The sequence below is a fragment of the Halomonas sp. HL-93 genome (assembly GCF_900086985.1).
Lineage (GTDB): Bacteria > Pseudomonadota > Gammaproteobacteria > Pseudomonadales > Halomonadaceae > Vreelandella.
The window spans coordinates 3152728-3178129 of the sequence record NZ_LT593974.1; the positions used below are offsets into that span (position 1 = coordinate 3152728).

Sequence of the window (25402 nt, forward strand, 5' to 3'; positions counted from 1 at the left end):
AAAAACGGTTATTCCGGCTGACGCCGAGACTGGTCCAGCAGGCTACCCAAGCTTGCCGCTTTAGGCTTCACCAGCCAGAAGTGGCGCGCGTAGTCGCTAAAGTCTTCCAGAATAGCCGCCCCACGCGCCGACCCTGTCGCTGCTACGTAGGCCTCAATCATTTCGCGTAGGTGGCGACGATACGCCTCCATCGCTTCGGTGTTAACACGATGAATCTCGACCAGCTCGTGGTTGTACTTGTCCACGAAGGTGCGCTCTTCGTCCAGCACGTAGGCAAAACCGCCGGTCATGCCCGCGCCGAAGTTAACCCCGGTTTCGCCCAGCACACAGACCAAACCGCCGGTCATGTATTCGCAGCAATGATCGCCTGCGCCTTCAATCACCGCCGAGGCGCCTGAATTACGCACCCCGAAGCGTTCACCCGCGGTGCCCGCCGCAAATAACGTACCGCCGGTTGCGCCATACAGGCAGGTATTGCCGATAATCGCGGTTTTATGGCTTTCAAACTCACTGGCTTTCGGCGGCACAATCACGATGCTGCCGCCGTTCATGCCTTTACCCACGTAATCGTTGGCGTCGCCTTCGAGATAAAGGTTCAGGCCACAGGCATTCCACACCCCGAAGCTCTGCCCTGCAACGCCGGTAAAGCGGGCGGTGATCGGCGCGGCTTCCAGGCCTTGTTCACCGTAGCGCTTGGCAATCGCGCCGGACGTCAGCGCAGCCACGCTACGGTCGCAGTTGGTAATGGTAAAGTCGAACTCGCCGCCAGACTGATTTTCGATGGCGTCTTTCAACGCCGCCAGTACTTCCTGGTTCTTAGCGCCCGGGTCGTGAGGCACGTTACGACTGACGTTACAGAACTGCGGCGCGTCTTTCGGTACAAAATCGTTGGCCAGCAGCGGCGTCAGATCCAGCTTGCGCTGCGACGCGGTGTTGCCTTCCAGCACTTCCAGCAAGTCAGTGCGGCCAATTAGGTCGGTGAGCTTGCTCACCCCCAACATAGCCATCAGCTCGCGGACTTCTTCAGCAATAAAGCGGAAGTAGCTTTTGACCATATCCACGGTTCCGCGGAAGTGTTCGCCGCGCAGGAAGTCATCCTGGGTGGCGACACCGGTGGCGCAGTTGTTCAAATGACAAATACGCAGGTACTTGCAGCCCAGCGCGACCATCGGCGCGGTCCCGAAACCGAAGCTCTCGGCGCCCAGAATTGCCGCCTTGACCACGTCGAGCCCGGTTTTTAAGCCGCCGTCCGTCTGCAGACGGATCTTGTCGCGCAGGCCGTTGATGCGCAGCGCCTGATGGACTTCGGGAAGACCCAACTCCCATGGCGACCCCGCATGCTTGATCGAAGTCAGCGGGCTCGCTGCGGTGCCGCCGTCGTAGCCGGAAACAGTAATCAGGTCCGCGTAGGCTTTGGCAACACCCGTCGCGATAGTGCCGATACCCGGCTCGGATACCAGCTTGACCGAGACCTGGGCGTCCGGGTTGACCTGCTTGAGGTCAAAGATCAGCTGCGCCAAATCCTCGATGGAATAAATATCGTGGTGCGGCGGCGGTGAAATCAGCGTCACGCCGGGCACCGAGTAGCGCAGCCGGGCAATCAGCTGGTTGACCTTGCCGCCGGGCAACTGACCGCCTTCGCCGGGCTTGGCGCCCTGTGCCACCTTGATCTGCAAAACTTCCGCGTTGACCAGATAATGCGGCGTCACGCCAAAACGGCCCGAGGCAATCTGCTTGATCTTTGAGCTACGGATGGTGCCGTAGCGCGCCGGGTCTTCGCCGCCTTCGCCCGAGTTGGAGCGTCCACCGGCCTCGTTCATCGCCTGGGCCAGCGCCTCGTGGGCTTCCGGTGAGAGCGCACCCAGCGACATGCCAGCGCTGTCGAAACGCGGCAGCAGGTCTTCAACGGGCTCGACGTCATCCAGGGGAATCGGCGTTTCCGACGGCTTGAGCTTGAGCAGATCGCGGATCGTCGCCACCGGCCGCTCATTGACCAGCTGGGCGAATTTCTTCCACTTGGCGTAGCTGCCTTCCTGCACGGCGGCCTGCAGCGTCATCACCACGTCCGGGTTGTAGGCGTGGTATTCGTGGCCATGCACATACTTGAACATGCCGCCTTGTAGAATACCCTTACGCGGAATCCAGGCGTCTTTGGCCAGCAACTCCTGCTGAAGCTGGAGCTCGGCAAAACCTGTGCCCTGGATGCGTGATGCCATGCCTACAAAACAAGTATCCATTACTTCGTCGGCAAGGCCCACGGCTTCAAACAGCATTGAGCCACGGTAGGAGGCCAGCGTCGAGATACCCATTTTGGAGAGAATCTTGAACAAGCCTTTCTGCAAGCCTTTGCGGTAGTTTTCCCGCGCGTCTGCCGGGTTGCCGGTCAGCTCGCCGGTTCGGTGCATATCCGCCATGACCTGATATGCAAGCCAAGGGTACACCGCTGTGGCGCCCACACCGAACAGCACTGCCATCTGATGCGCATCACGGGCGTAGCCGGTTTCCACCACGATATTTGCGTTGGGGCGCAGCGCCAAACGGCCTAAATGCGAGTGCACTGCACCTACCGCCAGGGCGGCTTGAATCGGCAGCTCGCCTTTGGGCAAGTCGGCATCAGTAAGAATCAATAAGACTTTGCCGGCACGCACCTGTGCTTCTGCATCCTGGCACAGCGCCGTAAGCGCCTGCTTAAGCGACTGCTGTTCGGGGTCGTAGCCGAGCGACAGCGTATGGCTGGCAAATGCCGGGTCGTCCTGGCTGACCAGGGCGGTAAACTTGCGCGGCGACAGCACCGGGGTGGTTAGAATCAGCCGGTGGGCATGTTCCGGGGTGGCCTTGAAAACATTAAGCTCAGCACCACAGCAGGTTTCCAGCGACATGACGATCGCTTCGCGCAGCGGATCAATGGCCGGGTTGGTCACCTGGGCAAACTTCTGGCGGAAGTAATCGGTGAGTAGCCGCGGACGGCTGGACAGCACCGCCATAGGCGTGTCGTCGCCCATCGAACCCACCGCCTCCTGGCCGCTTTCCGCCAGTGGGCGCAGCACCTGGTCGCGCTCTTCAAAGCTGACCTGGAACATTTTCTGCTGCACGTTCAGCGCGTTACCGTCCATGTTTTGGAAACGTGCAAGCTCAGTGAGCGCCGACTCCAGGTAGTTGGCTTCCTGCTTCAGCCAGCGCTTGTAGGGATACGCTGACTTCAGACGGCTGTCGATATCCTCGGTATGCAGCACTTCACCGGTATGGGTGTCCACCGCCAGCATTTGACCGGGCCCTACGCGGCCTTTGGCTACCACGTCTTCCGGCTTATAGCCGTAGGTGCCGATCTCGGAGGCCAGAGTGATATAGCCGTTTTTGGTGATCACCCAGCGCGCCGGGCGCAGGCCGTTACGGTCAAGCATACACACTGCCTGGCGGCCGTCGGTCATGACCACGCCCGCCGGTCCATCCCAAGGCTCCATGTGCATGGAGTTGTATTCGAAGAAAGCGCGCAGCTCGGCGTCCATGGTTTCGACGTTCTGCCAGGCCGGCGGTACCATCATGCGCACCGCGCGGTGCAGCTCCATGCCACCGGTGAGCAGCACTTCCAGCATGTTGTCCATGCTCGAGGAGTCAGAACCGGTGGTATTGACGATTTCATCCAGCTCGGCGATATCCGGCAGGCGTTCGTTAACGAAGTTGGCTTTACGCGAGTTCGCCCAACCACGGTTGGCTTCAATGGTGTTGATCTCGCCGTTATGTGCCAGCAGGCGGAACGGCTGGGCAAGCGGCCAGCGCGGTGCCGTATTGGTCGAGAAACGCTGGTGGAAAACACAAATAGCGGTTTCCAGACGAGGATCGTTAAGGTCTTTATAGAAAGCTGGCAGGTCTTCGGGCATCACCAGCCCTTTATAGGACACTACCTCGGACGACAGCGACGCGACGTAAAAGTCTTCATCATCGCGCATGGTCTGCTCGGTATAGCGGCGTGCCATGAACAGGTCAACGTCGAAGTGCTCACCGCTGCCCGGCTGCACAAACACCTGTTTAATCCGCGGCAGGCAATCAAGTGCCATGGGGCCACACACGCTGGAATCGGTGGGCACATCGCGCCAGCCCAACACGTTTAACCCCCGCGCCTTGAGCGCATCTTCCAGGGTATCGCGTCCACGCGCCGCACGCGCGTCGTCATCGGGCAGGAACACAACCCCAACGGCAAAACGCTCGCCAAGCTCAACGCCCAACGCGTCTTTAGCCACGGCCTGCATGAAGTGAGTAGGCATTTTAAGCAACAGCCCGCAGCCATCGCCGGTTTTACCGTCAGCGGCAATACCGCCCCGGTGAGTCATGCAGGTAAGTGACTCAATCGCGGTTTTCAACAAATCGTGGCTGGCCTGCCCTTCCATATGGGCAATCAGGCCGAAGCCGCAGTTGTCGCGGAACTCGCCGGGCTGGTGAAGACCTTTGTTCATGGGCGTGCCTCTAGTCAGCGTGTTTTTTTGGTAGCGGGGTTGTGATAAAAAGGCAGGTTATTGTTTTTTTAGTGGTGGTGGCCGGCCCGTTAAGGGCGTCACTTGCCTTACGCTACCGTTAGAAAAATGGCCGGTCAGCATAGCGATTTGCAGCTGCTTTGCGCAATCTTTCCTCGCCCTTAAAGTGCTTAAAACCCTTTCCAAATCCTGTAGTTGCATAATCAATCAATTAAAAAATTGATATCCTTCAACCACTTGCAACGAGTGAAAACGCTATTTTAACGAAAGCAGATTATTTATAGACTTTAGTCTAATAAGGCGGTTTTTATCCATGCCGATGCTGCATAAGGCATGCGGATTAGCTAAATCAAAAACACTTCTCTTGGCCAAAACCAAAAACACCCCGCTCAAACAGAGCGAGGTGTCGCGTGCAGTGGGTATATACAATCACTACCGACGCGGATAATCATCCAACAGCGTACGTAGAACGTCTACGGGCACCGCATCGCTCACACAGGCATCGCCCAAGGCGTTAAGCAGTACCAGGCGAAGGCGGGTATCGATATTTTTCTTATCCAGCCGCATGCGGGCTAAAAAGTCATCGCTGGACATATTCGCCGGTGCCGCCAACGGCAGCTCGGCGCTCTCAATCACTGCCAGGCTGCGCGCCAGGGCCGCGTCGTCGATCCAGCCTAAGCGGTTAGAAAGCGTGGCCGCCATGGCCATGCCAGCGCCCACAGCTTCGCCGTGCAGCCAGTTGCCGTAGCCCTGGTGGGCCTCAATGGCGTGGCCAAAGGTGTGACCCAGGTTTAACAGCGCACGCACGCCCTGTTCGGTTTCATCCTCAGCGACAATCTCGGCTTTGATTTGGCAACTGCGGGCGATGGCTTCGGCTACCACCTCGGGCTCAACATCAAGCAGTGCTGGCATAGTGGCTTCCAACCAGCTTAAAAACGCTTCGTCGCGAATCAAGCCGTACTTAATCACCTCGGCCATACCCGCCGACAGCTCTCGGCGGGGTAGGCTCTTAAGTGAATCAATATCCACCAGCACGACTTTCGGCTGCCAAAATGCGCCAATCATGTTTTTGCCCAGCGGATGGTTGACGCCGGTTTTCCCCCCGACAGAGGAGTCCACCTGGGAGAGCAGCGTGGTCGGTACCTGAATAAACGCCACACCACGCTGATAGGCAGCCGCCGCATAGCCGACCATATCGCCAATTACGCCGCCACCCAGCGCGACCAACGTACAGCGACGATTAAACCCGGCTTCCAACAGCGCATCCCAAATACGGCTGACATGCTCAATGGTTTTGTACTGCTCGCCATCGGGCAATACCACCGTGCGCACGTCTAAAGACGCTGATAAACCAGCACAGAATTTATCTAGATACAGCGGGGCAATAGACTCGTTGGTGACCACCATGACTTGCTGGCCTGCCAGGTACGGCGTCAACAGTTCGGGCTTGCCCAGAAGCCCCGTACCAATGTGGATCGGATAGCTGCGCTCGCCGAGCGCTACCTTAAGCGTACGCTGTACGCCGTCAACGTTGGTCATGGGGATACCTTGTTAGACGAATTTTCGGTTTCAAGTGGGTCGACCAGGCGCTTAACGCGGCGCAATATCTCGTTGACCACCGCGCGCGGGCTACGTCGGTCGGTGCGCACGGTGATATCGGAGGTGGCGCGATATAGCGGGTCGCGGGCAGCGAACATATCGTTCAACACCTGCTCTCGATTGGCGCACTGCAACAGCGGGCGGTTGCGGTCTTTGGCGGTGCGCCTGAGCTGCTGATCCACGGTGGTCAGCAAATACACTACCGTGCCGCGCTCACGCAGCGCGCGGCGGTTTTCCTCACGCAGCACTGCACCTCCGCCCGTTGCCACCACCACCGAGTGGCGCTGGGTCAGTTCGTCGATCATCTGAACTTCGCGCTGACGAAAACCCTGCTCACCTTCTACATCAAAAATCCACGGGATATCTGCCCCGCAACGCGCCTGGATGGCGTGGTCGCTATCAAAAAATTCGCGCGAAAGTTCGGCCGCCAATAGCCGACCAATCGTGCTTTTGCCAGCCCCCATGGGGCCAATTAGAAAAAGGTTGGGTAAATCCTGCATCAGCGAACCGTTAAGCCATCATCAAGAAGTCGGGGTGTAATAAAGACTAGTAACTCTACCTTTTCATTGCTCTCTTCGGTATAGCGAAACAGTCGACCTAGCAAAGGAATATCGCCTAACAGCGGTGTTTTGGCGATTTGACGCAGTTCTTCGGTGGTTAAAATACCGCCCAACACCACGGTTTGACCGTTATCGACCAGCACCTGGGTCTCGATTTCGTTGGTATCGATGGGTGGCTCACCACCAAATTCAGATTCCCGGAAACTGTCGTTACGAATCAACAGGTCCATGATAATACGGTTATCCGGCGTAATCTGCGGGGTTACCTCAAGCGATAGCTCGGCTTCCTTGAACTCGGTATCCGGATTGTCGTTGCCGTCTACGCTTTGGAAGGCCCGTTCCTCGCCCTGGCTGATGGTCGCGGTGCGTTGATTAGCGGTAATGATTTTGGGCTGTGAAATCGTCTGGCTTTTGCCCTCGCTTTCCAACGCGCGAAGCTCGAGGTCGAGCAGCACGTCGCCGGCCAGATAACCGAAACTGAACCCGGTGCCGGCATCGGACGTATCACCCAAGTCCACCGAGAGCCCGCCCCGCGCCCGGTTCAGCCCCTCGGGGTTGATATCGCGGCCTTCGAAATTGCCGTCACTACCCTCCTGAAAGCCGCGTGTGCTGGACGCGCCCCAGTTAATACCTAACTCCCGGGAGGCGGTATCCCGGGCAATCACAATACGCGCTTCGATCTGCACCTGGCGAACGGCAACATCCAAACGGTCCAGGGTACCCATGATTTCGCGCACCTGAGCAGGTGTGTCCTGAATCAGCAGCGTGTTGGTGCGCTGATCAACACTTACCCGCCCCCGCTCGGTGAGCAAACCGAAGCCGTCGCCGCCGCGCAGTAGTTCAGCCAGGTCTTCCGCACGAGCGTATTTCACTTCAACATACTCAGTAATCAGCGGCTCCAATGTTTCCTGCTGGTCGCGAGCTTCCAGTTCCTGGCGTTCCAGTTCAGCGAGCTCACCGGCTGGCGCCACCACAATCACGTTGCCTTTTTCACGACTGGAAAGCCCCTGGCTCTGTAGGATCAAATCCAGCGCCTGATCCCAGGGAACGTCGTTTAAGTTTAGGGTCACGCGCCCACTGACGCTATCGCTAGCCACCAGATTCAAGCCGGTAAAGTCGGCAAGTGTCGCCAATACAGCGCGCACTTCAATGTCCTGGAAGTTCAGGCTCAGCCGCTCGCCCGTGTAATCTTCATCTTGCTCCTCGCGGGCTTGCTGGGAATCCTGGCTAACGGGCTGAACTTCTACAGTCAGCTGATCTTCTGACTGCGACGACACCATGGCATAGGGACCATCCGTTGCCAGCACCAGCTCGCTACCCCCCTGCCCACGGCGTGGCGTAATGCGCGAGATAGGTGTGGCAAAGTCAGTCACATCGTAGACCTGATTAAGCGCGTCAGGCACATTGACCTCGCCCAGATCAACGACCACTTCATCGTTTCCGCCTTCGCGAACACGGGGGGTCACACTATCGCGGTCAAACGTCACGATTAAGCGTCCTGCACCATCTTCACCGCGCTGGAAATCGATATCTTCTACTTGTGGCCCCCCGGCCGTTTCAAGACCTTCGGCTGGGGCTTCATTTGGCTCGTTGGCGGCCGCGAGCGTTACCGTCAATCGATCCCCCGACACCGAAGAGCGAAACTCGCGGGGGGCGTCCAGATCCAGCACCAAGCGTGTGCGACCGCTGCCCTCCAACGCCGTAATTCCTTCAATGCCACCTTGATCAACACGCATTCGTCGCTCAGGCAGCCCGTTTTCCGCCCCGGCCAAGTCCAGAGCCAAACGCGGGGGATCAGTTAACGGATAGCCGTTGAGTTCGGGTACATCGCCGCTAAAGCGCAAATCCAGTGCCACGTCGCCGCGTTCTGTCTCACGCACATCCAGGTCGGTGAGCACCGAGGCTACTGCCCAACTGGGAAGTAACAACATTGCCAACAGCATGCTTTGCCGAAAACGGCTTACCAACGTGACTGCCATGGGTCTCCTTCCACTTGCTTAGGGGGCTGAGTGATCAGCGCCCACGATTTTTTTAGCGCTCATCGTCGATGGTGAGCGACGCCGGGCGTGCCTGCCAGCCGTTTTGCTGGGTGTAAATGCGTTCGCGAATATCAACTTCCTGGGACGAGATGCCGACAATGCGGCCATAGTCGGTGCCTATATAATTACCCTCTCCGACCGTTACCACTTCTCCCTCCGGCGTGGCAATCATCGCCACCTGCCGCCCGGTCATACGCAACGTACCCACCAGTTGAAGCTCGCTCAAGGAAAAACGCTCAAGCGGCTCGGAAGGCCGCTGTTGGTCAGGCGCGTCACCTCCCTCCGCTAGTACGTTAGGCACGCCGTCTTGTATCGACTCAGGCGGCAAAAAAGGACTGCGCGAATCGCTGTGTTGATAGCGTTGCGTAGGGTAAAGCGGCACATAAGGAATCACCATGGTCGCCTCACGGCTGGGCATTTGCCGGATATCGCTGAGGGTTGACTCCAATTGCTCAAGCGATGGATCGGCGCAGCCCGTCAGCAAGGCGAGCCCCGCCATCCATCCTCCGGTTAGCCATCGGCGTGGCAACGTCATGGGGCTTCCTCCCGGTCACGGTAGGTACGTGCCAACAAAGAAAGCCTTAGGGTGTCGCCACTGCCCTCTGCGGGTGCCAGTGTAAAATCGTGCTGGGTGACTAGCCGCGATAAAGAAGCGATATCAGCGGCAAACCGGGCAATTTGATGAAAGTCGCCGCGCACCTGGATATCCAGCGGTTGCTCAACATAATGCGGTTGGGTCACCGTAGGGCGCAATCGAATCGTTTCAATGGTCAGCCGGTTATCCACGGCGGCATCACTGATGCTGTCAATCAACGAAGGGATTTCCGCGTCGGTGGGTAGGATGGCACGCAGACGCGACATCTGATCTTCCAGCGTGGCAAGCTGCTCGCGCATTTTGGGCAGTTGAACGGCTTCACCCGCTTGACGACGATACTCGCTAAGCAAGCGCGTCTCCTGTTGCTGCGCACTCACAAGCGCCGCCCGTCGCTCGCCAATCACCCACCATTCCATCACCAACAGCGCCACCAGTAACGCAAGCACGCCGCACAATGCTTTAAGCAGCACCGGCCAGCCACCGGCTTCTTTAACATCCAGATCGCGCCAGTCGACAGCGCGTAGCTCTTGCCATTCATGCGCCCAGCGCGTTCGCTTCCACATCACGGCTGCTCCTCGGCGGGTGCAGACGCCGCCAACGACGGCTGTTGTACGTCAAAGCGAAACTGACGGCCGCTGCCTTCAGCATCGCTCTCGACTTCCGATAGCGAAGGCACGCCAAGCGCCTTACTATCGGCGACTCGGCGTAACTGGTCAGACACCTGTCGCTCGCTGGCCGCCAACCCCTCTACGCTTACCTGGGCGCCGCTGCGCGAGACCTGCTGGTAGACCACACCGCTGGCCACACTACCGGCTAGCGCATTAAACAATTCTACGGTGCTGGCCCGCTGCGTTTGCAGCGTTTGAAAGAGAACCAGTTGCTCACCGACCCGAAGGGCATCGGTTTTATAGCGCGACAAGTCGCCAATATCCTCGCCCAGTTCGCGCGCCTGCGATTCGATGAACGCATTGCGCTGCTGCTGGGTGGCCACGTGGGCGGCATAAAATTTAGCGATCCCCCAGCCCAGCGCCGCGCCGACCAGCAACATTATCAGGAGGAAGTAATAAAAACGCCGCGTACGCCGCTCACGCTGCTGATCCCGCCATGGGAGTAAGTTGATGGTGATACTCATCGGCCTATCCTCATGGCCAGACCGCCTGCGGTAAGCATTGCCGGGGCATCATTGGTTAACGCCTCGACATCCAATCGCTTATTGACGCCCATTGCTTGGAAAGGATTGGCGATGGTTACCGTCATGCCGCTATCTTCGGCGATACGTTCCGCCAAACCGGGAATCACGCTTGACCCACCCGCCAACACAATATGCTTGACCTCGTGCTGACGGCCCGCCGTGTAATAGAGCTGTAGTGAGCGTCCAACCTGCTGGACGACCGTTTCTAAAAACGGGTTGAGCACACTTGCGTGATAATCATCGGGCAAACCGCCACGTTTTTTGGCGAAGCCAGCTTCTTCCATACTTAACTGGTAACGGTCACGAATGGCATCGGTCAGCTGACGGCCACCAAACACGGTATCGCGGCTGTAAACAATGTGCCCACCGCGCACGACGTGAAAAGCGTTCATGTTGGCGCCGATATCCACCAAGCCGACGCAGGCCTCAGGGTCGTCTTGAACGTGTAGCTGGCGTCGCAACTCCTCAAACGAGCGCTCTACGGCGAAGGTCTCGACTTCTACCGCCGCAGGCTCCAACCCGGCACGCTCAAGGGTCTCGGTTAACTGGCTGACATCTTGCTGACGGCAGGCGACCAATACCACTTGCTGGCGGTCGCCATCAAACGGGGATGGGCCCAGGCACTCAAAATCAAACGCCACTTCATTGAACGGGAATGGAATATGTCGGTCTGATTCGGCGATAATCTGGGCTTCTATGTCGTCTTCGCTAAGCGAAAGCGGAAAGCTAAGCGTTTTGGTAATCGCCGCGCTTGCTGGCACCGCTACCGCCGCTTTACGCGTTGAGGGGTTGGCATGCTCTACCGCGCGGCTGAGTACATTGGCAACGTCGTCAATGTCCCGAATGCGCCGCTCCACGACAGCCCCTTCACGCAGCGGGCGCACCGCATAGCTTTCCACCTGATAGTTTTGATGAGCATATTTGAGTTCAAGCAGCTTGACGGTCGCCGACGTAATATCGACACCGATCAACCCGTTACGGGGTTTGAGTAAACGCATTATGGGTCCGGTATCGCCTGCCTATCGCGTTGGTCGAGGTTACATGATTTTAAGCCAAGTCACACTCAAACAGCATCATGGCACATCAACACTGGTGGCGGCCGCCTCGGCTTCCTATAATGGCAGCCAGTTGCGTGATACGGTCGTTTAGATACCGTCTCTTTTTTATTCATCCCATGGGTACTTTCCATTCATGACGTTTCTCCGCACCCTTATTGTGTCGCTGTTAGGCATCGTGGTATCGCTTGCCGGTGCCGTTATCCTCGCCGTGGTCGGCGCCGCTATCTATTTCGCCCCCGGTCTTCCAGACGTTCGTCAGCTGCAAAACTTTGAGCTGCACACCCCATTACGCATTCTGACCCGCGACGGGCTATTGATCGGCGAGTTTGGCGAAGAGCGGCGGATCGAAATTGACTTCGACGCAATTCCCGACGAGATGATTAACGCCCTGACCGCCGCCGAAGATGCCAATTATTTCGACCACCAAGGCGTAGACCCGCGCGGCCTGGCCCGTGCCTCGCTGGAATTGATGCAAAGTGGCGGGGCAATCCAGTCCGGTGGTTCCACCATTACCATGCAGGTGGCGCGTAACTATCTGCTGACGCTGGATCAAACCTTTACCCGCAAAATTCGCGAAATCCTGCTCGCTTTGCAGATGGAGCAATTGTTAAATAAAGAAGAAATTTTCGAACTCTATGTAAACAAAATATTTCTAGGTAACCGTGCGTATGGGATCGCCGCCGCGGCCGACACCTATTACGACAAACCCCTGGAGGAATTGACGCTGGCAGAAACCGCCATGATTGCCGGCCTGCCCAAAGCCCCTTCGGCGTTTAATCCCTTGGCCAATTCAGAGCGCTCGCTGATTCGTCGCAACTGGATTTTATTCCGCATGCGCGAACTGGGGCATATTGACGAAGATACCTATCGCGAGGCAGTTCAAGCGCCGGTCACAGCGCGCCGTCACTCAACCGAAACGGAAGTGGATGCATCTTACGTTGCCGAAATGGCCCGCCAATATGCTGTCGACCGCTTCGGCGACGATGCCTATACCGGTGGCTACCGCATTTACACCACCATCGACAGCGAGCTACAACCTTCGGCTCGCCGCGCCTTGGCGGATGGACTAATTGCTTACGACCGGCGCCACGGCTGGCGTGGACCAGAGGAGCGCGACATTGCCTCAAGCCTAGTGGAAGCTCAGGAGCAAACCGAGACCCAGGGGCTTGAAGAAGAACTTGCCGAGTCGCCGGAGATTCGCCAAACCGCTCGTCAGGCGGCCGAACGCAGCCAAACCGAAGTCGACGGTATCGAAGGCGATGTCAGCAACTGGATTCAGGTGCTTGATCGCACGCCGCGCTATGGCTTACTCCAACCAGCGATTGTCGTCGAAAGCAGTGGACAAGAGATGGACGTGCTGGTCGATGGGGAACTGCGCAGCATCCCTTGGGAAGGCTTAAACTGGGCGCGCCCCTTTCAATCGCCGCGCAGCCAAGGTGCCGAACCTAGTTCCGCAGAAGAAATTGCCACACGCGGCGATTTAATCCGTGTAGTGGAAAATGAAGAAGGCGAACTGCGCTTATCTCAACGCCCAGATGCCGAAGGTTCATTAGTCGCCCAGGACCCACGCACTGGCGCTATTCTGGCGCTGCAAGGTGGCTTTGACTTTAACGCTAGTAAGTTTAACCGCGCCGTTCAGGCTCAGCGCCAAGCCGGCTCTATTTTCAAACCGTTTATCTATCTCGCCGCACTTGAAGAAGGCGACATGAACGCCGCCAGCGTGGTTAACGATGCGCCGGTAGTGATGGATGATGGTAGCGATACCATGTGGCGCCCGGTTAATTCTAGCCTCGATTTCCAAGGCCCCACGCGGCTGCGCCCGGCGCTGGCACGCTCGCGCAACCTAGTCACCATCCGGGTACTACAAAGCATGGGGATTGACTACACCCTGGAATACTTACAAGGCTTTGGTTTCGCTGAAGGCCGTCTGCCACGTGGCTTAGCCCTAGCGCTTGGCAGTGCCAGTCTCACGCCGTTGGAAATGACCAATGCGTACTCTGTGCTCGCCAACGGCGGCTTCCAAGTATCTCCGTGGTTTATCGAGCGGGTTGCCCGGGAAGGCGGTGACGAGGAAGAAATTCTCGACGAAGCCACCCCACAAGTGGCTTGCCGTGAATGCGACGATGACCAGGAGACGGTAGAAATTGATGGCCGCGAATACCCCGTCGCGCCCCGCGTTGCCGACCCTGCTGCCTTGTACATTCTGCGCGATATGATGCGTGACGTTATTGAAAGCGGCACCGGGCGTGCGGCATTAAGCTTGGAGCGCGACGACATCGTCGGCAAAACCGGCACCACCAATAGCCAGCGTGATACCTGGTTTGCTGGCTTTAACGACAACCTGGTCACGACTATTTGGGTCGGTAAAGACAGCAACGAAACCATGGCCGAATACGGTGCCAATGCGGCGCTACCCATTTGGATTGACTTTATGGGTGAGGCATTAGAAGGAACGCCTTCGGCGATGCCCGAGCAGCCGGATACGGTGGTTAGCGCGAGGATTGATCCTGATAGTGGCCGCCGCTTGCGCGACGAACAATCCGGCGGCATTTCCGAGTTATTCCACGAGGATTATCTACCCGACTACCAAAACAGCCAGATTAGCCGTGAGCTGGAAGAAGAAAGCGGCTCTCAAGGCTCGGGTACGGCGGAATCCATTTTCTAACGTACAAGCCCCAAAGTAAAAGGCCTGGCAATATGCCAGGCCTTTTTTGTGCTTACGCTAATCCCTCAACTAGGCAACGGCAGATTCTCGCCTGCTCGCTAGCCAGTTGGCGATAATCGCCACGCTCATGACCACCACCCCGGCCGCTTCGGCCATCAGGTTGGGGTAGAACACGCCGATAATCGCGATGCTAATGGCGATTCGCGACAGCCAGCCCATTCGAGTGAATAGGTAACCCTCCAAGGCAGCGGCAAACGCTCCAAGCGCCAGCAGGGCAATCACCCCGTTCCAAATCACCAGCGGTACTGGCCCACCAACAATAATCTCCGGATTGAATACCATAAACAGCGGAATCAGATACAGGCCCTTGGCAAACTTCCAGGCCTGGAAGCTGGTTTCCATCGGTTTACTGCCGGCAATTGCTGCCCCCGCAAACCCGGCGAGGGCGACGGGGGGCGTCACGTTGGAATCCTGGGAATACCAGAACACCACCAGATGAGCGATCAACAGCGGAATGCCAAACTCTTCGGTCAGCGCGGGGCCAACCAGTACGATGAGTACGATATAGCTAGCGGTAACTGGCAGTCCCATGCCCAACACCAAGCTCGCCAGTAGCACCATGAGCAGCGCCAGCAGGATGTTGCCGCCGGAAAATGCCATCATCATCGAGGAGAATTTAAGCCCCAGGCCGGTAAGCCCGACGACGCCGACGATGATCCCCGCCACCGCGCAGGCCATGGAGACTGCCACCGCATTACGTGCGCCTAACTCGAGCCCTTCGACAAGCTTTCTAAGCCCGGCAGCCGAAACCTCCTTGATACGGTGCGCGGTCACTGCCTCGCCCTGTTTGGGGGCGATGAACATAAACCACACCGCATAACGCAGCACGGCAACCGCCACCATGGTGACCACCGCATAAAAACCTACGCGCATCGGCGACATGCTCATCGCCAACAGCCACACCAGCACCGCCAGCGGCAGCAAGAAATGCCAGCCATCGCGCATTACCTGGCGCATCTGCGGCAGCTCGCTTTTCGCCATGCCCTGCATGCCCTGCTTAAGCGCGATGATATGCACAAACAAGTACACCGTGGCGAAATACATGATCGCTGGCAAAATGCTGATTTTGACGATTTCCAAATACGGCGTATTGGTGTATTCGGCAATCAAGAACGCCCCGGCGCCCATTAACGGCGGCATGATTTGCCCACCGGTGGAAGCAGCAGCTTCAATCCCCCCCGCTTCCTTGGGTTTGTAGCCAAGCTTTTTCATCAACGGAATGGTAAACGCCCCCGTGGTCACCACGTTGGCAATCGCGCTACCTGAAATCGAGCCCATGCCCGCCGAGGCAAGTACAGCGGCTTTGGCCGGGCCGCCGCGCTGGCGGCCGGTGGCGGCGTAGGCCATGTCGATAAAAAACCTGCCCGCGCCGGTGCTTTCCAAAAAGGCACCAAACAGTACGAAAATAAAGATATAGGTCGCCGCAACCCCAAGCGGTAGCCCAAAAATACCTTCCTGGCCGAGATAAAGCTGCCCGGCGATTCGATCAAGACTATAGCCACGGTGATCTAAAATGCCCGGCATCCACTCCCCAAGCCAAGGCAACTCACCGCGCGGCCCAGCCATGGCATAGAGGATGGCGATCAACCCGATCACGGTCATGCTGAAACCAACCGCTCGACGGCTAGCTTCAAGTACCGTGACCGTGGCGATGCAGGCCACCAGGATATCGGTCTCCGACCAAAAACCCGCTCGGTTGATAATCTCGTCGAGATACAGCACCAGATAGCCGCCAGTGATCACCGCACCGGCAAAAAACACTGCATCGATCGCCCAGCTTAGAATGCCGCGCGGACGAGTGCCCCCGAAGACCGGAAACATTAAAAAGGCCAGCATCATGATCAATGCAAGGTGAATGCTACGCTGATAGAAAAGCCCCAACGGTTGTATGCCCGCTGAGAAAAGTTGGAACAGGGAAAGCCCCACCGCCACAATGGTGATGCACCAAAGTATCGCACGGGGCTGAATCACATTGCCGCCGGGCATGACAACCGGTGGTTGTTTGGATTCGTTCATGAAGTCCTCATCAGACGATGTCTTGCTTACTTGTTGTCCACGCCGGATAGCGCGGTTTCAGTCAACTGCAGGGTAACCCGCTCACCTGCAGCGCGACGGCTCAAGCTGAAGCTTTTCGCCTCCCCATCACGCTGCCATACCAGGCGATGGTCAACCGCGAGCGCCCCCACGCGCAAAGCGTACCGATTCCCCGGAACGGGTTCATCAATGCCTTCAATCCAATACCCCCCCTCTCCATCGGAAAGCTGTTCACCTCGGCCTTGGGTATGCCCCAGGCCAGCAGCAAAATCGGGTTGGTGACTGCGCTCTAATTCCATCACACCCGCGTGATTACGGTAACAATCCAATACCGCAAACTTCTTTACCGAGTGGTGCCATTGCAGGCACCAGCGCGCCCCTTCAGGCATCGCCGTTTGGAACAGTGGTTCGCCCTGCTCGTCGGTCACCAGCAGGTACGCAGACGCATTAGCCGGAGCTGAGGAAGACTCCGCTCCGGCTAATGGTGAGCAGGTTAGCCCCAGCACAAGCGCTGGGGCTAACCTCCCGATGGTGATCCAAGGCAGGCGTCGTCGTTGCAGATGCATGATGATCGCCCGCGCGTGGATTAGGGACGTAGACGATCCGGAATGTCGGCGTCAACTTCTTCGAAATAACGAATGGCACCTGGATGCAGCGGCACCGGTGTGGACTCCATGGTGAAATCAACGGTGGTGTCGTTGGCCGCCGGATGCACCGCGATCAGCTCATCGGTGTTTTCGAACAGCAGCTCGGTCAGCTGGTAGGCCAGATCCTCGTCCATATCTGAATTAACGACCAGAACGTTCGGAATGCCGATGGTTTGCACCGCTTCGTCCATGCCTTCGTAGAGGCCTTCTTCCAGCTCGTAAGGAGCAAAGACTTCCTCTTCTTCCTGAGCGTTCTCAATTTCTTCGTCGCTCAAACCAATCAGACGGATATCCCGCGTGGTGGCCAGGTTCATGATGGAACTGGTGGGCGGGCCAACGCTCCAGAAGCCGGCGTCGATGTCGCCATCGCGAATGGCGTCAGCGGTTTCGTTGAAGTTAAGGCGCTGGGGCGTGAAGTCGTCGTAACTCATGCCGTTGGCTTCTAATAGCGCGCGAGCGTTCAGCTCGGTGCCGCTACCCGGAGCGCCTACCGAGACGCGTTTGCCTTCCAGGTCCGACAGCGACTCAATGTCCGAGTCGGCCAGGGTGACCAGTTGCACGGCGTTGGGGTAAACCGAGGCAAGCGCACGAGTATTTTCGACCTGACGACCTTCGAAATCGCCCGAACCTTCATAGGCTTGGTAAGCGGTATCGGCCAGCACCAGCGCTAAATCGGCTTCGCCGCGCATGATCAGACCCATATTTTCCACTGAGGCACCGGTGACTTCTGCCGTCGCCTGAGCGCCTTCGATGTGCTCGTTAATCATTTCGGCAAAACCGCCGCCGATGGGGTAATACACACCACCGGTTCCACCCGTGGCGATAGCAAGCTGTTGGGCGCTAGCAGGCAATGCCACCGCCAGTAGGGAAGCAGCAGCAGCTGTAGATAGAGTTCGCATATGCGTTTCCTCCGTCCTGTTTGGACTTATAGGTATGGTTGACGATTAGGAGGTGATTCATCCAACTTCCGTTCCAATGGAAGCAGTGACAAAGAAATTAGCACGCATTCGCCGTTAGATGCCAATAACTTGACGTTAACGCTCACTAAACCCTGGCCATTTTGCCAAGCTTAACAGTGCGCCGAGATGCGTTTATTCCGCAATGCTTATATGATCCTGGGCTAACATTTCTGGCGAGGAGTCTGCCCCATGTCATATTTTCAACGCCCCGCTAATGAGGAACGCGCATGATGCTTTGGGAGGCCGCCGCGCTGGTAGGCATTGGTATTATTGCCGGGTTTATTAATGTGCTCTCAGCGGGCGGCTCGATGCTGGCGCTGCCGCTTTTGATGTTCCTCGGTTTACCCACCCAGGTGGCAAACGGCACAAATCGCGTCGCCATCGTACTGCAAAGCGTTTCCGCAATTGGTAGCTTCATGCGCGCCGGCGCCTCGCATCTCGCGCTGAGCCTGCGCCTCTCGGTGCCCGCTGTGGTTGGCTCGCTGGTAGGTGCCTGGCTGGCGCTACAAGTCAGCGATGCCTTGTTTGAAGCTATATTGATCGCTGTCATGGCGGGCTCCGCGCTGGTCATGGTGCTGCCGCAGCCCGCGCTGGATACTCGGCCACTTACTGCCGAACGGCTAACACCGATGATCTACCTCGCCATGTTCGTGATCGGCGTGTACGGCGGTTTTATTCAAGTCGGTGTGGGCGTGCTGTTTATCATCGTGCTGTACCGTATGCTGAAAATCGACCTCGCCCAGGTCAATGTTTTCAAAGTTCTGATCATTCTCGTTTACAGCCTTCCGGCGCTGGCAATGTTTATGTGGTTCGATCAAGTACGCTGGAGTTATGGGCTGCTGCTGGCACTGGGCAGCATGATTGGCGCCTGGCTGGCGGTTAAGGTCAACATGAGCCCCCGCGGCGCTATGTGGATCAAATACCTCACGCTGGCAATGATCGTCGCGATCTTGCTGCGCCTGCTAATCGGCTAGGCGGCCACGGCGTCATTAGTCCATCAGCAGTGCCTGTACCTGCTTCACAATATGCGCCCCGATCGGCAACGCTGACGTAGCCGCGGGTGATGGCGCGTTACCCACGTTGAGCGTGCGCCGGGTGTTAACGAATAGAAAGTCGTCCACCAGTTTACCGTCACGGGATACCGCCTGGGCCCGCACACCTGCCGGATAAGGCAGTAGATCCTCGGCAGTGAGGCTCGGGCAGTACTTGCGTACCAGTGCCAGATAGCCGCGTTTATAAAGCGAATTTTTCATTTCAATAAGCCCCGGCCGTAGATGTCTACCCAAGACTTTTAAAATGCCCGGATGGGTCAACATCTGACCCATATCGATCAGCGACACATCCCGCTTACGATAGCCTTCACGCTTTAATGCCAGTACTGCGTTGGGCCCCACGGTCACGCTGCCGTCGATCATGCGGGTCAAATGCACGCCCAAAAATGGCATTGCCGGATCGGGTATGGGGTAGATCAGGTGGTTCACAATCTGGTTATGGTGCTTGGGCAGTTGATAATACTCGCCACGGAACGGACAAATCGTAAAGTCGGGTTTTTGCCCCAACATGCGGATCACCTTGTCCGCCATTAACCCTGAGCACGACACCAGGTAGCGGCTGGTCAGGGTATCGCGGGTGGTGGTCACCACCACCTCTTGGCGGCGCTCCTCCAGCGCTGTCACCTCCGCCTCATAGCGGATTTCTCCACCCAGACGCTCGAAGGTTGCGGCCATGGCACGAGTCACTTCGGCGTAATCAACAATGCCGCTGGAGGGCACATGGATACCCGCCACCCCTGTAATATTAGGCTCTCTTTCGCGCAGTGCATCGGCGTCCAACCACTCACGCTGCAGACCGTTAGCCGCCGTACGCTCCCATAGCGCCTCCATGCGCTGCTTTTCGACATCGTTCGTCGCCACCAGCAGCTTGCCGCAGATATTGTAGGCAATGCCGTGCTCGTCACAAAACTCACGGGTAGCGCGGTTACCCTCGAGACAAAATTTAGCCTTCAAGCTCCCCGGCGTGTAATACACCCCAGCGTGAATAACGCCGCTGTTATGACCCGTTTGGTGTTGCGCGAGGGTCTTTTCTTTCTCGAGCACCAACAGACGTTTATCCGGGTAGCGCTGCTGAAGTTGCATCGCCGTGGACATACCCAGGATGCCACCGCCGATAATGATAAAATCCCACATCAATCTCTTCCTCTAGGCCAAATTAATAACATTTGTTGATAATAGCCGTTATTCTTTGGATACCGATATAATCCAGCCGTCACCAGGGAGCTACTACGCCATGGAGCCAGACGCGCCGCGTCAGAATCTCGCCATTCGCGCCTACCGGGAGCTTAAGCACGATATTATCCGTGGCCGCTTCGCGCCGGAACAGAAGCTGCTGATGAGCCGCCTTAAAGACTACTATGGCGTAAGCACGGGGCCGCTACGCGAAGCACTATCCCAGCTGGTGGCTGACCGTTTAGTGGTCGCCATCAGCCAGCGGGGCTACCGTGTTGCGCCCATGTCGCTTGCCGAACTCAACGACATTTACGATGCCCGAGCCCAGCTTGAAGGGCTCATTCTGCGGCTGGCCATCGAGCGCGGCGACGATGATTGGGAAGCCTCGGTAGTGGCAACCGCACACCGGCTAGCCAAAGTCACCGATATTAGCTCACCGGATGAGTTGCTTGACGGCTGGGACCTGCGCCATAAGGCGTTTCATACTGCCATCGCCAGCGGCTGTAATTCGCCGCACTTGCTGCAAATGCGCGATACCTTATTCAATCAGGTAGAGCGTTACCGCCATTTGTGGCTTCAAGAAACCGTGATGTCTCCCTCAGCCCTTGAGCAAAAGCGCCAAGAGCATGCAGCGCTGGTCGACGTTATCTTAGCGCGGGACACAGATCGAGCCGCCACCTTAATGCGCGACCATTTAATGACCCCCGTCCCCATCATTACAAGGGTCTTACAGTCTCGAGGCATTAAATAAATTCTGCGTTTCAAAAAAATGTAGATATTTTTAACGAACGGCGATACATTGTTTGCAGCGTATACATCGACTGCCACGTTATTGCCGTGGTCGCTTGCGGGCGTCTGCGGGACTGCACCAAGGAGTTCAGCCATGACCCACTTCAATTGGGATGACCCGCTGCTGCTGGAACACCAGTTAAGCGACGAAGAACGCCAAATTCGCGACGCCGCCCACGACTACTGCCAGGAAAATCTTCAACCACGGGTGCTTAGCGCCTTTCGCGAAGAGCGCTTTGATCGCGAGATCATGAGCGAAATGGGCGAGCTTGGCCTACTCGGCGCCACCGTTTCCCCCGACTACGGCGGCGCCGGCGTCAATCACGTCGCCTACGGTCTGATTGCCCGTGAAGTGGAGCGGGTCGATTCTGGCTACCGTTCCGCCATGAGCGTGCAGTCGTCACTGGTGATGTATCCCATTGAGGCTTACGGCTCCGAAGCACAAAAGCACAAATACCTGCCCAAGCTGGCCAGCGGTGAGATGGTCGGCTGCTTTGGTTTGACCGAGCCAGATCACGGTTCTGACCCCGGCGGCATGATCACCCGCGCGGAAAAAGTCGACGGCGGCTACCGCCTGACCGGCGCCAAGATGTGGATCACCAACAGTCCAATTGCCGACATCGCCGTGGTCTGGGCCAAGTCGGCGGCGCACGATAACCAGATTAAAGGCTTCATTGTGGAGCGCGGCACCGAAGGCTTCACCACCCCGAAGATCGAAGGCAAAGTCTCGCTGCGAGCGTCGATTACCGGCGAGATCGTGCTTGAGAATGCCTTTGTTCCAGAAGACAACCTGCTTCCCAACGTCAGCGGTTTGAAAGGCCCGTTTGGCTGCCTGAACAAGGCCCGCTACGGGATTGCCTGGGGCGTGATGGGCACCGCGGAATTCTGCTGGCACGCCGCCCGCCAATACACCCTGGACCGCAAGCAATTCGGCCGTCCGCTGGCCGCCAATCAGCTCATCCAGAAAAAACTCGCCGACATGCAAACCGAGATCACGCTTGGCCTGCAAGCCGCGCTACAGGTGGGCCGCCTGATGGATAGCGGCAACTGGTCGCCGGAAATGGTCTCTCTGATCAAGCGCAACAACTGCGGCAAGGCATTGGATATCGCCCGCCAATCCCGCGATATGCACGGCGGCAACGGCGTTTCCGACGAGTACGGCGTTATCCGTCACATGGTGAACCTAGAGTCGGTCAACACCTACGAAGGCACCCACGACGTGCATGCGCTGATCCTGGGGCGCGCCCAGACCGGCATTCAAGCGTTTTTCTAAGCGGCAAGAAGGACTCTTTATGAGCACAACTCCCAAACCGCTGGCAGGCATTAAAGTACTCGATATTTCCCGGGTGCTGGCAGGCCCGTGGTGCGGGCAAATGCTCGCCGATATGGGCGCGGATGTCATCAAGGTGGAACGCCCCGGCTGCGGCGACGACACCCGCCACTGGGGACCGCCGTGGCTGTCGGGCAGTAAAGAGTCTGCCTACTACTTGTGCGCCAACCGCGGCAAGCGCTCGGTCACGGTAGACATGGCCAAAGCCGAAGGCCAGGCCCTCATCAAACAGATGGCGGCAGACACCGACGTGGTAATCGAGAACTTCAAGGTCGGCGGCCTCAAAAAGTACGGCTTGGATTACTCAAGCCTCAAAGCCCTAAATCCCGGCCTTGTCTATTGCTCCATTACTGGCTTTGGCCAGGAAAGCCCCTACGCCCATCGCGCCGGTTACGACTTTATGATCCAAGCCATGGGCGGGATTATGAGCATTACCGGCAAGCCCGACGACGAGCCGGGTGGCGGTCCGGTCAAAAGCGGCGTGGCCTTTACCGATATTTTCACAGGCCTTTATGCCGCCAACGCCGTGCTGGCGGCACTTTATCAGCGCCGCGATACGGGTATTGGCTGCCATATTGATATGGCGCTGATGGACGTTCAGGTGGGCGTGCTCGCCAATCAGGCACTCAACTATTTAACCTCCGGCAATGTCCCGCAGCGGCTGGGCAACGCGCACCCCAACATCGTGCCTTACCAGGCGTTTGCTACCCAGGACGGCCACATGATTGTCGCCGTGGGTAACGACGACCAGTTCAAGCGCTTCTGCCAGGTGCTCTCGCTAAGCGCTTTAGCCGACGACGCACGCTTTGCCACCAACGGCGCGCGGGTGCAACACCGCGATCAACTGGTGCCGGTACTCGAAGCGGCGCTTGCCCAACGCGCTACCGATGACTGGCTAGCAGCGTTTGAAGCGGTAGGCGTTCCCAGCGGCCCCATCAACACGCTGGACCGTGTATTCGATGATGCACACGTCAAAGCGCGCGGACTAAAGCAGACATTGCCGCACATTCAGGCGGGCCAGGTCGACCTGGTCGCTAACCCGATTCGCATGAACGGCGAATCCATCAGCGCCAGCACAGCACCGCCCTATCTCGGTGAGCACACTGACGATGTGTTGACCGGTATTGGCATTACGCCTGAACAACGTCATGCCCTACGCGATGCGGGCATTATCTGAATCCGAGCTGCTTCCACCAAATGCCTGTTGTACTGCATCAAGCGCCCAATCGGGCGCTTTTGGTCTTGATATCATTACACACCCAAAAGCTATACAATGAATATACAGAACTCTGACAATCATTTAATATATTTATACAACCAACCTGCTACTATGTGTTTAGGTCCGTAAAGTAGCGCTTGTATCGGTATTGTCGAGCGCAGGATACTTGGAGATACAATGAGTCAGTGCGCACGCGTAAATGGAACCTGCAAACGCTGCGAAGGCGAGCTTCCCTTCGAATTCACGATGGCATTCCAGCCCATTGTGGATATCTCGCTTGCCAAAATTTACGCCTATGAAGCCCTCGTGCGTGGCCCACAAGGTGAGTCTGCCTGGAGCGTGATTTCCCAGGTGACCGATGAACTGATGTATCGCTTCGACCAAGCCTGCCGGGTAAAAGCGATTGAAATGGCCAGCGCACTGGACATGCATACGCCCCTGTCGATCAATTTCCTACCCAATGCGGTCTACGAGCCCGAAGCGTGCATCCAGGCGACTCTTGACGTCTCACGTCGGGTCGGTTGGCCAATCAATCAGCTGATTTTTGAAATTACCGAAACCGAGCGCGTTCGTGACCGCCAGCACTTATGCAATATTATCGATGCCTACCGCTCAATGGGGTTCACCACCGCGTTGGATGACTTTGGCAATGGCTACGCCAATCTGGATCTGCTAACAGAGCTCGCCCCCGATAAAATCAAGATTGACCGCGAGCTGGTGATAGACTGCGACCATCATCCTCGTCGTCAGGCGCTGCTGCGCTCGGTCATTCAACTGGCGACAGAACTGGACATCAAGCTGATCGCCGAAGGCGTTGAGACCCACGCAGAAGCACTATGGCTCGCGCGTGAAGGCATTTCTTGCCAACAGGGGTTCTACTTCGCGCGACCGGCCATTAACGCTCTTGCTCAGAGCAATGGTTTAACCCAGCGCCTGAAGGCCCTCCGTGATGAGTCACAGCAGGCCAGTGGAGAAGTCCCTGATGATTAGTAACGCCGATCCATCGATTCATCAGCTCCTTGACCGCACAAAGCGCAATACTGAAAACGTCATCAAGGCGGCACCGCTAGGTATTTGCATCACCGATCCAAATGGCTATTTCGAGATGGTCAACCCTGCCTACTGCGATTTTTACGGTTACACCGAAGAAGAATTATTGGGTCAGCCTTTCACTATGGTGTTTCCAGAAGTCCACCGCGACAAAATGCGCGCGTTGCACGACGCCTTTCTTGCGGGCAACCAGCCCCATGAACTTCGCCAGGAACTGGAAGTGCGTCGCAAAAATGGCGAGGTTCGCAATATCATTACCGAAGCTGCACGCCTTGAAGGCGCTGATGGGCAAATGCGAAAAGCCACCTTTATTGTCGATATCACCCAGCGAAAACGGCTGGAGGAACGCCTGCAGCATGCTAATCAGCGCCTGCACTACCTCGCCCACCACGACGAACTCACCGGGCTGTTGAACCGCCGGGCTGGCTTACAGCGCCTAGAGCAGGAGCTAAGCCGAAGTTCGCGCTACCGCAACCCACTGAGCGTAGCGATGTTTGATCTGGATAATTTCAAGGCGATTAACGATAGCTACGGCCACAGTGTGGGCGACGATATACTTCAAGCAGTGACGGCTAAAGTGAACGAAATACTGCGTGAGACCGACGTTTTGATACGCTTGGGCGGCGAGGAATTTTTGGTCATCATGCCTGAAGTGGATGCCGATGACGCACAGCAGGCCATGGAGCGTGTGCGAAGTGCTGTGGCCCAGACATCGTTTACCCAACTGGCCTTGGCGGTTACGCTCTCCGCAGGAGTGGCAGGTTACGTTGAAGCCTCTACGACCCGGTTACTTGATCATGCCGATAAAGCTATGTATCAAGCTAAGCAGTCGGGTCGCAATCGCGTAGTGGTCGCTTCATCCATGTAATCCTGCCTGTTGAGCACTATGCTGAAGCCTACCCCCATCAACCC

19 protein-coding genes are annotated in these 25402 nt (G+C 57.2%); 7 read left to right on the forward strand and 12 right to left on the reverse strand.

Annotated elements, in window-relative coordinates:
- Positions 1 to 8 precede the first annotated feature (8 nt).
- The 8 genes from gltB to pilM form a co-directional block, all read right to left on the reverse strand.
- A complete protein-coding gene (gene gltB, locus GA0071314_RS14610; RefSeq protein ID WP_074397324.1) occupies positions 9 to 4451 on the reverse strand; it encodes a glutamate synthase large subunit in 4443 nt (1480 codons plus the stop codon).
- A gap of 450 nt (positions 4452 to 4901) precedes the next feature.
- On the reverse strand, positions 4902 to 6008 hold the full coding sequence (aroB, locus tag GA0071314_RS14615) for a 3-dehydroquinate synthase (protein ID WP_074397325.1): 1107 nt from the start codon (positions 6006 to 6008) through the stop codon (positions 4902 to 4904).
- Entirely contained in the window at positions 6005 to 6568 is a 564-nt protein-coding gene (gene aroK, locus GA0071314_RS14620; protein WP_074397326.1) for a shikimate kinase AroK, read from the reverse strand. Before aroK ends, aroB begins: the two co-directional genes overlap by 4 nt.
- On the reverse strand, positions 6568 to 8607 hold the full coding sequence (pilQ, locus tag GA0071314_RS14625; protein ID WP_074397327.1) for a type IV pilus secretin family protein: 2040 nt from the start codon (positions 8605 to 8607) through the stop codon (positions 6568 to 6570). Before pilQ ends, aroK begins: the two co-directional genes overlap by 1 nt.
- A gap of 52 nt (positions 8608 to 8659) precedes the next feature.
- A complete protein-coding gene (locus GA0071314_RS14630; RefSeq protein ID WP_074397328.1) occupies positions 8660 to 9202 on the reverse strand; it encodes a pilus assembly protein PilP in 543 nt (180 codons plus the stop codon).
- Positions 9199 to 9825 carry a type 4a pilus biogenesis protein PilO gene (locus GA0071314_RS14635; RefSeq protein ID WP_074397329.1) on the reverse strand — a complete coding sequence of 209 codons (627 nt, stop codon included), beginning with the start codon at positions 9823 to 9825 and terminating at the stop codon, positions 9199 to 9201. Before GA0071314_RS14635 ends, GA0071314_RS14630 begins: the two co-directional genes overlap by 4 nt.
- Positions 9825 to 10394, reverse strand: coding sequence for a PilN domain-containing protein (locus GA0071314_RS14640; RefSeq protein WP_074397330.1), 570 nt, complete (start codon positions 10392 to 10394; stop codon positions 9825 to 9827). The genes GA0071314_RS14635 and GA0071314_RS14640 overlap by 1 nt, the downstream gene beginning before the upstream one ends.
- Complete coding sequence (gene pilM, locus GA0071314_RS14645; protein WP_074397331.1) at positions 10391 to 11452, reverse strand: type IV pilus assembly protein PilM; 1062 nt, start codon at positions 11450 to 11452, stop codon at positions 10391 to 10393. The genes GA0071314_RS14640 and pilM overlap by 4 nt, the downstream gene beginning before the upstream one ends.
- Positions 11453 to 11645: 193 nt before the next feature.
- Between pilM and GA0071314_RS14650 the strand changes: the two genes are divergently transcribed.
- Complete coding sequence (locus tag GA0071314_RS14650) at positions 11646 to 14177, forward strand: penicillin-binding protein 1A (RefSeq protein WP_074397332.1); 2532 nt, start codon at positions 11646 to 11648, stop codon at positions 14175 to 14177.
- A gap of 69 nt (positions 14178 to 14246) precedes the next feature.
- On the opposite strand, the gene GA0071314_RS14655 is transcribed toward GA0071314_RS14650, so the two are convergent.
- Genes GA0071314_RS14655 through GA0071314_RS14665 form a run of 3 tightly spaced genes read right to left on the reverse strand, consistent with a single transcriptional unit; the run spans position 14247 to position 17817 of the window.
- Positions 14247 to 16253, reverse strand: a complete 2007-nt coding sequence (locus GA0071314_RS14655) for a TRAP transporter permease (RefSeq protein WP_074397333.1) — start codon at positions 16251 to 16253, stop codon at positions 14247 to 14249.
- 26 nt (positions 16254 to 16279) lie between these two features.
- The gene (locus tag GA0071314_RS14660) at positions 16280 to 16837 is read right to left on the reverse strand and encodes a DUF1850 domain-containing protein (RefSeq protein WP_082934268.1); all 558 of its coding nucleotides are present in this window, start codon (positions 16835 to 16837) and stop codon (positions 16280 to 16282) included.
- A gap of 20 nt (positions 16838 to 16857) precedes the next feature.
- Positions 16858 to 17817 (reverse strand): TAXI family TRAP transporter solute-binding subunit, encoded by a 960-nt coding sequence (locus GA0071314_RS14665; protein WP_074397334.1) that lies wholly within the window; start codon positions 17815 to 17817, stop codon positions 16858 to 16860.
- A gap of 287 nt (positions 17818 to 18104) precedes the next feature.
- Between GA0071314_RS14665 and GA0071314_RS14670 the strand changes: the two genes are divergently transcribed.
- Entirely contained in the window at positions 18105 to 18851 is a 747-nt protein-coding gene (locus tag GA0071314_RS14670; protein ID WP_074397335.1) for a sulfite exporter TauE/SafE family protein, read from the forward strand.
- A gap of 15 nt (positions 18852 to 18866) precedes the next feature.
- On the opposite strand, the gene lhgO is transcribed toward GA0071314_RS14670, so the two are convergent.
- Positions 18867 to 20063 (reverse strand): L-2-hydroxyglutarate oxidase, encoded by a 1197-nt coding sequence (lhgO, locus tag GA0071314_RS14675; protein ID WP_074397336.1) that lies wholly within the window; start codon positions 20061 to 20063, stop codon positions 18867 to 18869.
- Between the two features lie 100 nt (positions 20064 to 20163).
- Here lhgO and csiR point away from each other — a divergent pair, with 100 nt between their 5' ends.
- The 5 genes from csiR (at position 20164) to GA0071314_RS14700 (ending at position 25358) form a co-directional block, all read left to right on the forward strand.
- The gene (csiR, locus tag GA0071314_RS14680) at positions 20164 to 20853 is read left to right on the forward strand and encodes a DNA-binding transcriptional regulator CsiR (RefSeq protein ID WP_074397337.1); all 690 of its coding nucleotides are present in this window, start codon (positions 20164 to 20166) and stop codon (positions 20851 to 20853) included.
- Between the two features lie 132 nt (positions 20854 to 20985).
- Positions 20986 to 22164, forward strand: a complete 1179-nt coding sequence (locus GA0071314_RS14685; RefSeq protein ID WP_074397338.1) for an acyl-CoA dehydrogenase — start codon at positions 20986 to 20988, stop codon at positions 22162 to 22164.
- Between the two features lie 19 nt (positions 22165 to 22183).
- Positions 22184 to 23398, forward strand: coding sequence for a CaiB/BaiF CoA transferase family protein (locus GA0071314_RS14690; RefSeq protein WP_074397339.1), 1215 nt, complete (start codon positions 22184 to 22186; stop codon positions 23396 to 23398).
- A 219-nt stretch (positions 23399 to 23617) separates the two neighbouring features.
- Positions 23618 to 24430 carry an EAL domain-containing protein gene (locus GA0071314_RS14695; protein WP_074397340.1) on the forward strand — a complete coding sequence of 271 codons (813 nt, stop codon included), beginning with the start codon at positions 23618 to 23620 and terminating at the stop codon, positions 24428 to 24430.
- Positions 24423 to 25358, forward strand: coding sequence for a GGDEF domain-containing protein (locus GA0071314_RS14700; protein ID WP_074397341.1), 936 nt, complete (start codon positions 24423 to 24425; stop codon positions 25356 to 25358). Before GA0071314_RS14695 ends, GA0071314_RS14700 begins: the two co-directional genes overlap by 8 nt.
- Positions 25359 to 25402 lie beyond the last annotated feature (44 nt).